The 15,448-nt window shown below is 67.0% G+C and carries 11 protein-coding genes; 9 read left to right on the top strand and 2 right to left on the bottom strand.

Features of this window, described 5'->3' with window-relative positions; genetic code table 11:
* The first annotated feature begins 108 nt into the window (after positions 1–108).
* Together HMPREF9710_RS28955 and HMPREF9710_RS22845 are read left to right on the top strand one after the other, a co-directional pair.
* The gene (locus HMPREF9710_RS28955; protein ID WP_081589991.1) at positions 109–546 is read left to right on the top strand and encodes a BPSL0067 family protein; all 438 of its coding nucleotides are present in this window, start codon (positions 109–111) and stop codon (positions 544–546) included.
* Positions 547–558: 12 nt separating this feature from the next.
* Entirely contained in the window at positions 559–1,005 is a 447-nt protein-coding gene (locus HMPREF9710_RS22845) for an STY0301 family protein (RefSeq protein WP_005670356.1), read from the top strand.
* 91 nt (positions 1,006–1,096) lie between these two features.
* On the opposite strand, the gene HMPREF9710_RS22850 is transcribed toward HMPREF9710_RS22845, so the two are convergent.
* Positions 1,097–1,726, bottom strand: a complete 630-nt coding sequence (locus tag HMPREF9710_RS22850; protein ID WP_005670358.1) for an SAM-dependent methyltransferase — start codon at positions 1,724–1,726, stop codon at positions 1,097–1,099.
* A 143-nt stretch (positions 1,727–1,869) separates the two neighbouring features.
* Here HMPREF9710_RS22850 and HMPREF9710_RS26750 point away from each other — a divergent pair, with 143 nt between their 5' ends.
* A complete protein-coding gene (locus tag HMPREF9710_RS26750) occupies positions 1,870–3,864 on the top strand; it encodes an MHYT domain-containing protein (RefSeq protein ID WP_005670360.1) in 1,995 nt (664 codons plus the stop codon).
* Here HMPREF9710_RS26750 and HMPREF9710_RS22860 read toward each other — a convergent pair.
* Positions 3,861–5,870 (bottom strand): GGDEF domain-containing protein, encoded by a 2,010-nt coding sequence (locus tag HMPREF9710_RS22860; protein WP_051205165.1) that lies wholly within the window; start codon positions 5,868–5,870, stop codon positions 3,861–3,863. The genes HMPREF9710_RS26750 and HMPREF9710_RS22860 overlap by 4 nt on opposite strands.
* Positions 5,871–6,243: 373 nt before the next feature.
* Here HMPREF9710_RS22860 and bcaP point away from each other — a divergent pair, with 373 nt between their 5' ends.
* From bcaP to HMPREF9710_RS22890, 6 genes are all read left to right on the top strand, one after another.
* Positions 6,244–7,641 carry a branched-chain amino acid transporter BcaP gene (gene bcaP, locus HMPREF9710_RS22865; protein WP_040777768.1) on the top strand — a complete coding sequence of 466 codons (1,398 nt, stop codon included), beginning with the start codon at positions 6,244–6,246 and terminating at the stop codon, positions 7,639–7,641.
* A gap of 111 nt (positions 7,642–7,752) precedes the next feature.
* Positions 7,753–8,367 (top strand): isochorismatase family protein, encoded by a 615-nt coding sequence (locus HMPREF9710_RS22870; RefSeq protein WP_005670365.1) that lies wholly within the window; start codon positions 7,753–7,755, stop codon positions 8,365–8,367.
* Positions 8,368–8,461: 94 nt separating this feature from the next.
* Positions 8,462–10,237: a thiamine pyrophosphate-requiring protein gene (locus HMPREF9710_RS22875; protein ID WP_005670366.1), complete on the top strand. Its 1,776-nt coding sequence runs from the start codon at positions 8,462–8,464 to the stop codon at positions 10,235–10,237.
* 146 nt (positions 10,238–10,383) lie between these two features.
* Positions 10,384–11,838, top strand: coding sequence for an iron-containing redox enzyme family protein (locus HMPREF9710_RS22880; RefSeq protein WP_157225697.1), 1,455 nt, complete (start codon positions 10,384–10,386; stop codon positions 11,836–11,838).
* Between the two features lie 89 nt (positions 11,839–11,927).
* Positions 11,928–14,561 (top strand): cyanophycin synthetase, encoded by a 2,634-nt coding sequence (gene cphA / locus HMPREF9710_RS22885; RefSeq protein ID WP_005670369.1) that lies wholly within the window; start codon positions 11,928–11,930, stop codon positions 14,559–14,561.
* Positions 14,562–14,934: 373 nt separating this feature from the next.
* A partial coding sequence (locus tag HMPREF9710_RS22890; RefSeq protein WP_005670371.1) for an IS110 family transposase occupies positions 14,935–15,448 on the top strand: 514 nt, incomplete at its 3' end.

The following is a 15,448-nucleotide window of genomic DNA, read 5'->3' on the forward strand; positions in this document are numbered from 1 at the left end:
CAACAGATCGCGGGTACAGCGCCACCAAAATCAGGTCAACGTCGACTGGCTCAAAGTAGGTTTCCTGTCGGCAGATAGCATCGACGTATTGCGACGTCGGGGACTTCAATGCCGCACGTTTATCAGAACGTTTCTGACCTTCAGGGCAAGGATCAAGTAGAGAACGGGGAATGTGTCCGTCTCGTCCAACACTTTCTTCCGCACGTGGGTCATACATCGACCTGGAGGCCTGGGGAGCGCGTTATCGACATACTGGAACGCGGTGGGCATATTGAGCAGGGAACTGCCGTCGCTACCTTTGTGAATGGCAGGTATCCCACTGGCGCCCACAAGCATGCGGGTTTCTACGACGGCGTGGTTACCAGCTGCGCCGCAAAGACAAGTGCAGGTCGTTGTAGTGTCATGGGCATAGTCCTGATGGATCAGTGGCGGGCAAAGCCCAGGATCGCAAGGCGTACGGTGTATCGGCGGGGTGGTATGTATTCGAACGGGGACTTCCCCGATATCTCCAATAATGCCGAAGCCCTTTACACCATTGCACGCTGACCGGAGAGTCCAATGCACCTGAACCTGCTATACGTTGTAGCCTGTGTGGCTGTGGGCATGTCCTGTGGTTCGGCGAAAGCTGAACAGCGCATTGTCTGTCCTCCTGCAGTCATGTCCGACCAGATTAAAGTCCAAGGCCCCCCTGGCTGGGCTGGAGCCTACCTGCCGGACATCAAGTTGAAGCTCGACAGTGCAGGCGCCCGCCTTGGGCCACTGGAGCAGGAAGGCGTGCTCAAGGGTGATGTTATCCAGAAGGGCGACACGGTGGAGCACAAGTTCTCGCTGACCGGGGGCGTCGCCGGCCAGCTGGACAAATGGATGGTCTGTACGTACGGAGGCAATGTATATCTGGCCCAGAAGTTGCCGAGCGCGACAGAGGAATGTACCGTTACCTATCGGCGTGAAACAGACACGAAAGCCAACCCGCCGTATGCCATGTCGGCCATTTCGTGCAAGTAGGGGTGCGGCCGTCGTCTTCGTCATCGCTGCGGCCCGACCGACATATCGCCGCAGTAAGGCCGTGAAGTCGTGGCGAGCCGGCTGGCGCTGGTCAAGGCTGCGCTCGACGCTTTTGTTCGATCTCCTGCTTGAGCTCCTCGGTGATCGTCCACGCATACACCGTCTTGTCGCGCACGCGCACGATTTGCTCCGGCGGCCACTGCGCGCCCATGTGAAAATCGTGCGAAACGACACGCGCGCCGACCCGCAACTGGCGCCATAGCTGCGGCATCAGCCGCAGGTTGACCTCGAACAGCAGGTACAGCATGACCACGCTGGCCGGACTGAAATCGGTGCGGAACAGGTCGGCCTGGCGAAAGCGCACGCGATCCTGCACCCCGGCCGCGCGCGCGTTGGCATGCGCCTCCCGGATGCGGTCGGGATCGAGATCGATGCCGACGCCGCGCGCGCCATACTTGCGGGCGGCCGAGATCACGATGCGGCCGTCGCCGCAGCCGAGGTCGTATACCACGTCGCCGCGGCCGACCTTCGCCATCGACAGCATGCGGTCGACGATGTCCTGCGGGGTCGTCACATACGGCACCTTGGGCAGGGGGCGCTCGGCGAGCGCGGGCCGGATCGTGGCCGGGGCCAGCGCCAGGCCGGCCAGCACGGCGGCGCCGTGCAGCAGGGCGCGGCGCTCATGGGCGACAGGCGCGGCGGTCGTCGGTTCGTCGGACAAGGCATTTCCTTCTGAAGAGGCGTTGAACGGGCCGTGCAAGCGTACCCGATATCGACCGCCAGGTCGTGTACACTGGCTCCGGCCGGCATGCGGCGCGCCGTCAGGCCGATCATAAAACAGGAATCCAAAAAGAGCGGGATAGCATGGTGAACGGGTATTACGAGCCGCTGCTGGTCGTCGTGTCGATCATGGTGGCCATCCTGGCGTCGTACACGGCCCTCAGCCTGGCGATGCGGGTGCGCCAGGCCCAGGGCCGCGCGCCATACTTCTGGATTGCCGGCGGCGCGCTGGCAATGGGCAGCGGCATCTGGGCCATGCACTTCATCGGCATGCTGGCCTTCCGCCTGCCGATCCCGGTCGGCTACGATCCCCTGATCACCTTCGTCTCCTGGCTGCTGCCGGTGGTCGCGTCCGGCCTGGCGCTGTGGCATGTGCGGCACCGCGAATTCCGGCGCCGCCAGCTGGTCTGGAGCGCCATCCTGATGGGCCTGGGCATCAACGCCATGCACTACACCGGCATGGCCGGCATGCGCATGGACCCCGCCATCACCTACACCCCCTGGCTGTTCGCGCTGTCGGTCGCGATCGCGATTGGCGCCTCGGCGCTGGCGCTGCAGCTCGGCCTGCGCCTGCGCGAGGATGATCACGGCCGCGGCGGCGCGCGGCGCGCCGTGCAGCTCGCGGCCAGTGTCATCATGGGCGGCGCGATCTCCGGCATGCACTATACGGGCATGGCCGCCGCCCACTTCGAGGCCGGCAGCGTGTGCCGCGCCGCGCTCGGCGGCGTCGACCAGGATCACCTGGCGGCCCTGGTCACGGTGGCCACCGTGGCCCTGCTCAGCATCGCGCTGCTGGCCACCATCTTCGACGCGCGTCTGGATGCGCGCAACCGCACGATCGCCGAATCGCTGCAGGCGGCGGCCGAGCGCCAGCAACTGTATCTCGACGAGCAGCGCGCCCGCGTCGAGGCCGAGCACGTCAGCCAGATGAAGGACGAGTTCCTCGCCACCCTGTCGCACGAGCTGCGCACGCCGCTCAACGCCATGCTCGGCTGGTCGCAACTGCTGTTGCAGGGCCACCGCGACGGCGCCATGCTGCGCCGCGGCCTGGAAACCATCGAGCGCAACGCGCGCGCCCAGTCGCAGCTGATCGAAGACATGCTCGACATGAGCCGCCTGCTGGCCGGCAAGGTGCGGATCGACGCGGCCCCGATCCAGCCCCAGGATTTCGTCAACGCGGCGCTCGAGACCGCGCGTCCGGCGGCGCTGGCGCGCAGCATCGCCCTGAACGCCAGCATCGACCACGGCGCCCGCCCGGTGCGCGGCGACCTGGCGCGCATGCAGCAGGTGATGTCGAACCTGCTGTCGAACGCCATCAAGTTCACCGAGCCGGGCGGCGTGGTGACGGTCACGCTGCGGATGGACGGCGAAGGCGACGAGCGCGCGGTGGCGATCGACGTGGCCGACACCGGCGCCGGCATCGCGCCCGAATTCCTGCCCTATGTGTTCGATCGCTTCCGCCAGGCCGATTCCTCGTCGGCGCGGCGTCACGGCGGCCTGGGGCTGGGCCTGGCGATCGCGCGCCAGCTGGTCGAGCTGCAGGGCGGCGCGATCAGCGTGGCCAGCCGCGGCGAAGGGCAGGGCGCCACCTTCACCCTGCACCTGCCGCTGGCCGCGCCCGGCGCGGCGCCGGCGGCGCGGCTGGAGCCCCTCGCCGGCCTGCCGCTGACGCCGCCCGAGCTGGCCGGCATGACGGTGCTGGTGATCGACGACGAACTCGATTCGCTGGAACTGGTGCAGCAGGTGCTGGCCGCCAGCGACGCCACGATCCTGACCGCCACCGGCGCGCGCGAGGCGCTGCGCCTGGTCGAGGCGCGCCGGCCCGACCTCGTCATCAGCGACATCGGCATGCCGCTGGTGGATGGTTTCGAGATGATCCGCCGCATCCGCTCGCTGCCGGAGCGCGAGATCGCGGGCGTGCCGGCCATCGCCCTGACCGCGTTCTCGCGGCGCGAAGACCAGCAGCGCGCGCTGGAAGCGGGATTCGACGACTACCTGGCCAAGCCGGTGGCCCCGGCGACCTTGCTGCAGACGGTGGCGGCGATCGTCGCCCGCCGCAACCTGCTGCGTTCGCTTTAAGCGCCCGGCAGCACCAGGTCGAGCTCCAGGCCGCCTTCCGGACGGCGCAGGCCGGCCACCAGATAGCCGCGGTTGCGGCCCGCCTCCTTGCCCTTGTACAGCGCGCGGTCGGCCAGCGCGATCGCCTGCTCCCAGTCGGGCTGGACCGCGGCTTGCGCGCCGGCGCGCTCGCCATCCGGCGCGAACGGCAGCGACACCGCGCCGGCGGTGGCGCTGACCCGGAGCGCGCTGCCGTCTTCCAGCATGATCGGCGTGGCGGCAATCGCGTCCAGGATGCGCTTGACCAGCAGCGGGCGCTGCTCCTGGGTCACGCCCTGCGAATACACCAGGAATTCTTCTCCGCCCCAGCGCAGCACCATGTCCGATTCGCGCATCGCGGCGCGCAGGCGTTTGCCGACCTCGACCAGCACCGCGTCGCCCGCCGCGTGGCCATGCTCGTCGTTGATGCGCTTGAAGTGGTCGATGTCGAGCAGGGTGAAGCAGTCGGCTGAGTCCAGGCGCGGAGGCGCTTCGCCGGTGCGGCTGCGCATGCGGTCGAGGAAGGAGCGCCGGTTGAACAGGCCGGTGAGCGGATCGTGCGCCGAGCGGTAGGCCAGCTCGTCGTTCAGTTCGGAAAGACGGCGGCCGGTGAGCACCGATTTGCGGTACATCCACAGCACGCCGGCGCACAGGAACAGCGCCAGCGACGCCCCCAGCGACGCGGCGGTCTGGATCAGGCTGCGGTGGCGCAGCTCGGCATCCTTGACGGCGTTCTCCTGGCGCAGGGCGGCGATCTGGGCGGCGCGCTCGCGCGCCTTGAACTGTTCTTGCAGCGCCGAGATCGCCTTGTTGCGTTCATCGAGCGCCAGTTCCTGGATCACGGCTTCGCGTTCGCGCGTCGTGGCCAGGGCTTCGCGGAAGCGTCCGGCGGTTTCCAGCGCCTGGCTCTTCTCGGCCAGCAAGCGGCCGACGGTCGACATGGCGCCGGCCTTGCGCATCGCGGCGATCACCGCGTCGACGTGCTGCAAGCCTTCGCGCTGGCGGCCCTGGCCGAACAGGGCGAAGCCGAGGTTGGCCTTCGCCATCTGCAGGCTGATCCGGTCTTCGCTGCGCTCGGCCGGGACCAGGGCGGCGCGGGCCGCTTCCTCGGCTTGCTGGTCGCGCCCTGCCTTCAGGTGGGCGCCGGCGATATTGCCCAGCACATTCGCTTCGAGCGCGATCAACTGGTGGGCATGGGCCAGCTCGAGCGCGCGCCCGAAGGCTTGCTGGGCGGCCTCGAGTTCGTCCTGCACCACTAGCGCCCGACCCTCGAAAAAGTGAACGGCGGCAGCGGTGCGCGGCGGCAGCCGGGCCGCGCCGGCGCGGATCTCGCGCAGTGTCTCGAGCGCCCGGACCGGATCGCGCGCGTTGACGTACATACGCACCAGCGCCAGCCGGATGTCGGCTTCGCGCGGACTCCACAGGTCCGGATGGCGCCGCACCATGTCGAGCGCGCGCAGGAAGTGGCGCAGCGCGCGGTCGTGCTGGCCGAGCGCGCTGTAGGCCATGCCGTGCAGCCCTTCGGAGCTGGCGCTGAATTCGAGACTGCCCAGCTTGCGGTAGCGTGCGTCAAGGGTCTCGAGCTGGCCGAGGGCTGCGGCCGGATCGTTGTTCTCGATCAGGCGCAGCACCCGCGCCAGGCTGGCCAGCGCGAGATTGAGCGGATCGCGTTCGGCCTCGGCCAGGCCGATGATAAGCTCGTTGGTTTCGAAGGCGTCGCGGAAGTTCCCGGCATCGGCCTGCATCCGTCGCAACAGGCGCAGGTAGTGGATGCGCACCGCGTAGGGTGCGCCGGCGATCAGTTTCGGTCCTTCCTGCACCAGGATGGCGCGTGCCTGCGCATTGTCGTGCTCGGCCATGGCCGCGATCTCGTCCAGCCGAGCATGCGGCTGCAAGGCCGCCGGCGCCGGCCCGGCGAGCAAGGCCAGTAGTGCGCCACTCGCAAGCGCCAGCGTGAATCGGGACGGGCGTCCATTGGGAACAGTCATGGTGGCGGGATCGAGGGCGTGGCAGCGAGGGCGGGGCGAGACGGGTCGGCCCATTATCGAATGTTGATTTGAGGAAATCAAGCACGAGGGCCCAAGCTGCGATGTTTACGCAACGGCTGTGTTCAAGAAGCAGAAATTACCTGCCGGCATGTAAATTGCAGAAGATTTGTCAGATTGCTTTGATTCGCAACAGCATTCTGGTTATATTTGCACGTCTGCAAAAAGTTGACGGTTTGCAGGTGCAGCAAAAGCGGTTTCAAGTCAGGCATGCCGGCCCAACAGGCAGGATCTCGAGAGCGTGCCCGCACGACCTGCGGGCACGGCGCAATGACAAGACGCGGGACCACACACCTATTTGATTGGAGAACACGTAGTGAGTATTTTTAGAACCAAGAATCTGGATGCCATGCTGGCGGCCAGCGCCAAGCCGGGCGGACTCAAAAAGGTGCTCGGCCCGACCGACCTGATCCTGCTCGGTATTGGCGCCATCGTCGGCACCGGTATTTTCGTGCTCACCGGCACGGGCGCCGTCACCGCCGGCCCCGCGCTGACCATCTCCTTCATCGTGGCCGCCATGGCCTGCTGCTTCGCCGCCCTGTGCTACGCCGAGTTCGCCTCGACCGTGCCGGTTGCCGGCTCGATCTATACCTATAGCTACGCCACCTTGGGCGAATTCGTCGCCTGGATGATCGGCTGGGACCTGCTGCTCGAGTACGGCCTGGCCACCTCGACCGTCGCGGTCGGCTGGTCCGGTTATTTCCAGTCGCTGATGTCGGGCTTCGGCCTGGTGCTGCCGGACGCGCTGACCGCCGCCCCGGGCGCCCGCCCCGGCGTCGACACCCTGTTCAACCTTCCGGCTTTCCTGATCATGATCGCGCTGACCGCGATGCTGTCGCTGGGCATGCGCGAATCGGCGCGCGTCAACAACGTCATGGTCATCATCAAGACCGGCGTCGTGCTGCTGTTCATCGCCGTCGGCGTCGGCCATGTCCGTCCGGAGAACTGGGAGCCGTTCATGCCCTACGGCATGGGTGGCGTGATGAGCGCCGCCGCGCTGGTGTTCTTCGCCTTCATCGGCTTCGACGCCGTCACCTCGGCCGCCGAGGAAGTCAAGAACCCGAAGCGTGACCTGCCAATCGGCATCATCGGTTCACTGGTGGTCTGCACCATCCTGTACGTCGTGGTCGCCGCGATCATGACCGGCATCGTGCCGCACCTGGACTTCAAGGGCGTCGACCACCCGGTCTCGCTGGCGCTGCAGGTGGCGGGCGAGAACTGGGTCGCCGGCTTCGTCGACCTGGCCGCCATCCTGGGCATGAGCACCGTGATCCTGGTGATGGCCTATGGCCAGACCCGCATCCTGTTCGCCATGTCGCGCGACGGCCTGCTGCCGTCGAAACTGTCGACCGTGCATCCGAAATACGGGACCCCGTTCTTCGCCACCTGGCTGGTGGGCATCATCTTCGGCCTGATCGCCGCCGTGGTGCCGCTGAACGTGCTGGCCGAGCTGGTGAACATCGGCACCCTGGCCGCCTTCACCCTGGTCTCGATCGCCGTGATCGTGCTGCGCAAGAAGCGTCCGGACCTGCCGCGCGCGTTCCGCTGCCCTGGCGTGCCGGTGATCCCGGGCCTGGCGATCGTGTTCTGCCTGGTCCTGATGTCCTTCCTGAGCTGGCATACCTGGCTGGCGTTCGCCATCTGGCTGGCGATCGGCGCCGCCGTCTACTTCGGTTATGCGCGCCAGCGCTCGCTGCTGAACAAGCCGCAGTAATCGCGCTCCACACGGCGGGCCATTCCGGCCCGCCGCATCGCCCCCGCCGGCGCTTCATGTTAATCTGCCATCTTTGACGCCGCGTGCGCGTCCTCGAAGTGGAGATGTCTCATGAGCGCCATCGTGCTCGGCCAGGGCGATGCCCTCCTGATCGTCGACCTGCAGGTCGACTTCCTTCCCGGCGGCAAACTGGGCGTCCCGCATGGCGACCAGGTCATCGCGCCGATAAACCGCCTGATCGACCTGTACCGGGCGCGTGCGCTGCCGGTCTATGCTTCGCGCGACTGGCATCCCGAACTGCATTGCTCCTTCGCCGGCCAGGGCGGCCCATGGCCGCCGCATTGCGTGGCCGGCACCGAAGGCGCCGGCTTTTCTTCCGAACTGACGCTGCCGGACGACGTCATCGTGGTGTCCAAGGCCGACACGGTCGAGGTCGATGCGTATTCCGCCTTCAGCGGCACCGGGCTGGCGCGGGCGCTGCGCGCGCGCGGCATCCGGCGTCTTGCGGTGTGCGGCCTGGCCACCGATTATTGCGTGCTCAACACCGTGCTCGACGGCCTGGCCGACTTCGAGATCCTGATCGTCGCCGAGGCCATGCGCGCGGTCGACGTCCAGCCCGGCGACGGCGACCACGCGATGACCCGCATGCTGGGCGCCGGCGCGGTGCCGGTGCGGCTGTCGGAGCATGGCCTGGTGGCCGACGTGGAGTTGGGCGCGCGTCTTTGACGCCGCGCGATGCGTCCCTCTGGACGCTGGCGCACGGTAGTCCCTGCAGGGTCGTCCTAGGATCGCCTTTCCATCTTTGCGAAAGGACACCGGCATGACCAGCACCGTAGGAGATTTCCTGATCGAGCGTCTCGGGCAATGGGGCGTGCAGCGCGTCTATGGCTATCCGGGCGACGGCATCAACGGCATCCTGGCCGCTTTCGGGCGCCAGGACGCGATCGAATTCGTCCAGTGCCGCCACGAAGAGATGTCGGCCTTCATGGCTTGCGGCCACGCCAAGTTCACCAATGAGGTGGGCGTATGCCTGGCGACTTCCGGTCCCGGCGCCATCCATCTGCTCAATGGCCTGTACGACGCCAAGCTCGATCACCAGCCGGTGGTCGCCATCGTCGGCCAGCAGCAGCGCTCGGCCCTTGGCGCTCACTACCAGCAAGAGGTCGACCTGGTCACGCTGTTCAAGGACGTGGCGGGCGAGTTCGTGCAGATGGCGACGGACCCCGCCCAGGTGCGCCACCTGATCGACCGGGCTTTCCGCATCGCCCAGGCGCGGCGCTGCGTGACCTGCATCATCATCCCGAACGACTTGCAGGAAGAAGACGCGGTGCCGCATCCGCCGCGCGAACACGGCAACACCTTCTCGGGCGTCGGCGCCGCGCTGGAGGCGGCGGTGCCGCCCCCGGAAGCGCTGCGCGCCGCCGCCGACCTGCTCAATGCCGGCGACAGGGTCGCGATCCTGGCCGGCGCCGGCGCCCACGGCGCGCTGGACGAACTGGTCGAGGCGGCCGAGCTGCTTGGCGCCGGCATCGCCAAGGCGCTGCTGGGCAAGGCCGTGGTGCCGGACGACCTGCCGTTCTGCACCGGCACCATCGGCATGATCGGCACCCAGGCCAGCGACGCGATGATGAAGGAATGCGACACGCTCCTGATGGTCGGCTCCAGCTTCCCGTACGCCGAATTCCTGCCGCAGGAAGGCAGCGTGAAGGCGGTGCAGATCGACGTCGACGCGACCATGCTTGGCCTGCGCTATCCGATGGACGTGAATCTGGCGGGCGACGCACGCGCGACCCTGCGCGCTTTGATTGCGCTGTTGCGGCGCAAGGACGATCGCTCCTGGCGTGCGCGCATCGAGTCGAACGTGGCCGAGAGCTGGCGCGTGCTGGACGAACGCGCGCGTCAGCCGGGCAAGCCGGTCAACCCGCAGCGCGCCTTCAGCGAGCTGTCGCCGCGCCTGCCGTCAGACGTGATCTTGACCGGCGATTCGGGCTCGGTGTCGGCCTGGTATGCGCTGCACCTGCGCCTGCGGCGCGGGATGATGGCGTCGCTGTCGGGCGGCCTGGCGACCATGGGGTCGGCAGTGCCGTATGCGATGGCGGCCAAGATGGCGCATCCGGGACGGCCGGTGATCGCCCTGGCCGGCGACGGCGCCATGCAGATGAACGGCATGAACGGCCTGATCACGATCGCGCGCCACTGGCGCGACTGGGCCAATCCCACGCTCGTGGTGCTGGTGCTGAACAACCGCGACCTGAACTTCGTGACCTGGGAACAGCGCGGCATGCAGGGCGAGCCGAAGTACGAGGCGTCGCAGGAACTGCCCGACTTCTCGTATGCCGAGTACGCGCGCATGCTCGGGCTGGACGGCGTGCGGGTCGACGATCCGGACGCGCTCGGAGCGGCCTGGGACCAGGCCCTGGCGGCCGGCCGGCCCTTCGTGCTCGAAGTGCTGGCCGATCCGAACATTCCGCCATTCCCGCCGCACATCGTCGATGCCCAGGCCGAGAAATATCGGCAGGCGCAAGAGAAGGGCGATCCCGAGGCGGCCGACGTCGAACGCGGCATGCGCCAGCAGGGTGGCGACGCATCGGCGTAAGCAGATTGGCAAGCGATTGCTGCGCTGCGAGATATTATTTTGTAATCCCTCTCTTACAGCCTCGCAGCGCGCCTACCGATTTTCGCAACATGGTCCAGCTTGGATAATGTCGGTAATCGTCCATGGGACACTTCACGATGCGAGACATGACACCAATGTTGTTAGCCGACGCGCCGCGCGTCGAGACCGCGCCCCTTGCCACCGCAGAAGGCGCGAAGGACCTGTACTTTTCGCTGTACGCCGATCCGTCAGCGACGCCCCAACAGGCCAAGGACTTCGTGGCCGCCCAGATCGCGGTCGCGCGCGAGCTGCCGTCCGACCTGCCCGCGAACCTGGACCAGCTGCAGGCGTGGATCGAACAGCGCACCGAGATCGTCGGCCAGCAGTACCGCGACTACCTCGCGGCGCGCAAGAACGGTGCGCCGCGCCGCTATTTCTCGTGCCGCGCGCATGCGCTGTACTTCATCAAGGGCGTGGCCCCGACCAAGCTGGTCGACGGCGCCTGGCTGTATGGCCTGACGCGCCAGTGGGACGACGTCGCCTTCCACCCCTTGATCAAGACCTATCTCGAAGAACTGGGCGACGGCCTGCCGGACAAGAACCATGTGACGCTGTACCGCAAGCTGCTGGCCACCCACGGCTGCGAAAGCTGGGAAGACCTGGGCGACGACCATTTCCTGCAAGGCGCGCTGCAGCTGGCGCTGGGCCACCACGCCGAGCATTTCCTGCCCGAAGTCGTCGGCTACAACCTGGGCTACGAACAGCTGCCGCTGCATCTGTTGATCACGTCCTATGAGCTGAACGAACTGGGCATCGACCCGTATTATTTCACCCTGCACGTGACGGTCGATAACGCCGCCAGCGGCCATGCGCGCAAGGCGGTGCAGGCGGTGCACGACCTGATGCCGAAGGTCGGCGACCGCGAAGCCTTCTGGCAGCGCGTGGTCGACGGCTACCGCCTGAACGAACTGGGCGCCAGCACGACCTCGGTGATCGGCGAGTTCGACCTGCAATCTGAACTGGTCGGCATCCTGGCCGCCAAGAGCGGCGTGGGCAAGAACATGCACTCGGATTACTGCCGCGTCGCCGGCCGCTCGGTCAACGACTGGCTGACCGACCCGGCGCAGATCCCGGCCTTCCTGGCCGCCCTCGAAGGCGCCGGCTGGATCAAGCGCGGCGAGGACGTCGAGCATAGCCGCTTCTGGCGCCTGGTCGAAGGCGAGCGGGCCGAGATGTTCGGCGTGTTCAACGCCTACGAATTGCAGGTGCTGCGCGACTGGATCACCTCCACCGCCGACGGCAAGCCGGCCAGCGCCCAGCGCGTGCTGACCGCGCGCGCGCGCCAGCGCACCCTCGACCAACTGGGGCAGGGGGCGCAGCGCAGCCATGCGCATCCAGTGCGCGGCCTGATCCGCCGCCACGCCAACCTGGACGATGCCGACGCCGATAACGAGCTGCGCCTGCTGGAGCAGCAGGTGGCGGCGGCCAACGGCAAGCAGGAGGCCATGCAGCTGCTCGGCCGCCTGCTGTCGCCCGAGATTCACCATACGGCGGTGGGCCTGATGGCTACCCGCATGTACACGCAACTGTTCGACGCCTGAAGCGCCCGCACTGCGACAAACGGCCGGCACGCGATAGAGAGCGCGTGCCGGCCGTGGCTATAAATAAGACTATTACAAGGAAATCACACGTGCAAATCCTCGAACAACGCTTCCTGCGCGGACCGAACGTCCACGCCGATTCGCCATGCCTGCTGTCGGTGGTCGACCTGCAGGACCTGTACGGCAAGTCCACCAAGGACCTGCCCGGCTTCAACCACGCGCTGCTCGAACTGCTGCCGTCGCTGCACGGCGAGCGCCTGCCCGCCGGCCAGCCCGGCGGCTTCGCCCAGCGCCTGCGCGAAGGCACTTACCTGGGCCGCGTGATCGAGCACGTGACCCTGGAACTGCAAACCTTGGCCGGCGCGCCGGCCAGCTTTGGCCGCACGCGCCCGGTGAGCGGCCGTCCGGGCCAGTTTCGCATCGTGTGCGCCTACAGCTGCGAGAAGCTGGCCGAGCCGGCGTTCGACCTGGCGCTCGACCTGGTCACCGCGCTGGCGCACGGCGACGGTTTCGAACTGGGGCCGCGCCTGGAGGAGCTGCGCGAGATCGCCGGACGTTATGCGATCGGCACCAGCACCGCCGCGGTGATCGCGGCGGCGCAGGAGCGCGGCATTCCGGTGCAGCGCATCACCGACGAAGCCAATCTGTTCCTGCTGGGCTGGGGCGTCCGGCAAAAACGCCTGCAGGCCACGACCACCGGCGACACCAGCTTCATCGCCGTGAAGATCGCCAGCGACAAGCAGCTGACCAAGGCCTTGCTGAAGGAAGCCGGGGTGCCGGTGCCGGAGGGCGACGTGGTCACCACCGTGGAGTCGGCCCAGCGCGTGGCGCGCCGCCTGAACGGGCCGGTGACTCTGAAGCCGCTGGACGGCAACCAGGACAAGGGCGTGACGGTCGACTGCAATACGCCGGACGACGTCGCGCGCGCGTTCGAGTTCGCGCGCCAGTACGGGCGCCGCATCATCGTCGAGCGCCATGTGAAGGGGTGCGATTATCGCGTGCTGGTCGCCGGCGGGCGCGTGGCCGCGGCCTCGCGCCGCCGTCCGGCCCACGTGGTGGGCGACGGCATCAAGACCATCCGCGAGCTGGTGGAAATCGAGAACGCCAATCCGGCGCGCGGCGCCGGCCATGCGACGATCCTGACCCGGATCGCGCTCGACGAGCATGCGGCCGACATGCTGTCGCGCCAGGGCTTCGAGTTCGACAGCGTGCTGCCCGTGGGCGTGGTGGCCGAATTGCGCGGCAACGCCAACCTGTCGACCGGCGGGACCGCCGAAGACGTGACCGACCTGCTGCCCGATTCGACGCGCCTGTTGTGCGTGCGTGCAGCCTGCAAGATCGGCCTGGACGTGGCCGGCATCGACATCGTGTGCGAGGACATCGGCCAGCCGCTGGCGGCGCAGCGCGGCGCCGTCATCGAAGTCAACGCGGCGCCCGGCATCCGCATGCACCAGTATCCGAGCGCGGGCGAGGCGCGCGACGCCGGCGAGGCGATCGTCGATGGCCTGATGGGCGCGTCCGATGGCCGCATTCCCGTGATCGCGCTGACCGGCACCAATGGCAAGACCACCACCACCTTGCTGGTCGCGCATGCGGCGCGCATGGCGGGGCGCGTCACCGGCGTGACCACCACCGAGGGCGTCTTCATCGACGGCAAGCAGGTGGTGAAGGGCGACTGCACCGGTTACTGGTCGGCGCGCACGGTGCTGCACGCGCCGGAAGTGGAGATCGCGGTGCTGGAGACGGCGCGCGGCGGCATCCTCAAGCGCGGCCTGGCGTATGACCGTTGCGACGTGGCGGTGGTGCTGAACATCGCGGCCGACCACCTGGGCCTGGACGGCGTCGACACGGTCGAGGACCTGGCGCAGGTGAAGGCGGTGGTGGCGCAATCGGCGTCGAAGGCGGTGGTGCTCAACGCCGAGGACGCGCTGTGCGTGCAGATGGCGCGCCGCGTCAAGCCGGGCGCCGAAGTGCTGTTCTTCTCGATGGATGCCGAAAACCCGGTGCTGCTCAAGCACCTGGAAGACGGCGGCCGCGGCGCCTACCTGCAGGACGGCGCAGTGGTGATCGCCGACGGCCATATCCAGCAGGCGGTGATCAAGGTCGAAAGCATGCCGGTGGCCTTCGGCGGCCTGGCCCGCTTCAACATCGCCAATGCGCTGGCCGCTGCGGCGGCCCTGATGGCGTCCGACTTCAGCCACCTGCAGATCGCCGCCGGCCTGTCCACTTTCGTGTCGAACGGCCGCACCAACCCGCTGCGCACGAACATGTTCGACGTGCGCGGCGTGACGGTGATCGTCGACTACGCCCACAATCCAGCCGCCTACGCCGCCATGGCCGACATGGCGCGCGGCATGCTCCCGGGCCAACTGGTCGGCATCGTGACCGCCCCCGGCGACCGCCGCGACAGCGACCTGCGCGAAGTGGGCAAAGTATGCGGCGCCCGCTTTGACGAACTGGTGGTCTACGAATCGCAAAGCCGCGGCCGCGCCGTGGGCGAAGCGGTCGACCTGATCCTGGCCGGCGCCGAAGAAGCAGTCGGCCTGACGGATACCCTGCACCGCGAACTCGAGGTAGGCAACGCCATCCGCCTGGGCCTGAGCCTGTGCGAGCCGGGCGACGTCCTGGTCTTCGCCTGCGGCTCGTCGCTCCAGGTCTTCGTCGACGCCATCCGCGCCACCGACCCCGAAAGCGCCGACCTGATCGCCGCCCAAACCACCTGACTCGGTCGCCCTGGCCGTCCCTCAATGAGGGTCAGAGTAAAATTGTTGGGCAATTTCCCAAATTCGCCCCGCAATCAATGAGGGTCAGCGTCGAATTATTGGCCAATAGCTTGGCGGACAACTAGGGTCGGAGTCGAATTAACGGCTCATCCGTGAAAGTTGTCAAACAATTCGACTCTCGTATATTGAAGGTGCCGCGGCGGAGCTGGTCTATGATGGCGACGAAGCGGTCGGACGGAGTGATGCCGAACGACTCGAGTGCCGTTGAGCACGTGGGTCAGATAGGTGCCTCTGCCCGTTTCATTTTGTTAGTCCGAACGGTATCTTGGGCCATCGCACACGGCGTGGAGCCCGCATACGAGAGAGGCCAAAAATGAACACGACACGTAATGACGTGCTGGGAATCGATGTCAGCAAGAAGAAGCTAGACTTGGCCTTGCTGATCAATGGGAAGTTGAAGGCGAAGGTATTCGATAACACATCCGCAGGGCATCGTGCGCTGGTGGAGTGGTTACGTGACTCCAAAGCATCGCTGGCGACGCTGCACATCTGTATGGAGGCGACAGGTGTGTACTACGAGGCGATCGCCACGACGCTCCACGCTGAGGGATTCAAGGTCAGCGTGGTTAATCCAGCCTGTATCAAGGGCTTTGGATCGGGCGAGAACATCCGCAACAAGAATGACGAAATCGACGCTGCCTTGATCGCGCGTTATTGCGCGGCGATGAATCCGGAGCCTTGGGTTGCGCCGCCGCTTGAGCAGCGCCAGCTGCGTGCATGGACCTTGCGCGTGCAGTCCCTGAAGGACATTCGGCAGCAGGAACAGAACCGCATAGAAGCGCACATCGTGGCAGGCTTACAAGACGTTGCCGACAACGTCGCTGAGC

It is taken from the genome of Massilia timonae CCUG 45783 (assembly GCF_000315425.1).
Classification (GTDB): Bacteria; Pseudomonadota; Gammaproteobacteria; order Burkholderiales; family Burkholderiaceae_D; genus Telluria; species Telluria timonae.

Coding starts and splice junctions, on each gene's coding strand:
- HMPREF9710_RS28955 (WP_081589991.1), top strand. CDS start 109: ATGCCGCACGTTTATCAGAACGTTTCTGACCTTCAGGGCAAGGATCAA.
- HMPREF9710_RS22845 (WP_005670356.1), top strand. CDS start 559: ATGCACCTGAACCTGCTATACGTTGTAGCCTGTGTGGCTGTGGGCATG.
- HMPREF9710_RS26750 (WP_005670360.1), top strand. CDS start 1,870: ATGGTGAACGGGTATTACGAGCCGCTGCTGGTCGTCGTGTCGATCATG.
- HMPREF9710_RS22860 (WP_051205165.1), bottom strand. CDS start 5,870: ATGACTGTTCCCAATGGACGCCCGTCCCGATTCACGCTGGCGCTTGCG.
- HMPREF9710_RS22870 (WP_005670365.1), top strand. CDS start 7,753: ATGAGCGCCATCGTGCTCGGCCAGGGCGATGCCCTCCTGATCGTCGAC.
- HMPREF9710_RS22875 (WP_005670366.1), top strand. CDS start 8,462: ATGACCAGCACCGTAGGAGATTTCCTGATCGAGCGTCTCGGGCAATGG.
- HMPREF9710_RS22880 (WP_157225697.1), top strand. CDS start 10,384: ATGACACCAATGTTGTTAGCCGACGCGCCGCGCGTCGAGACCGCGCCC.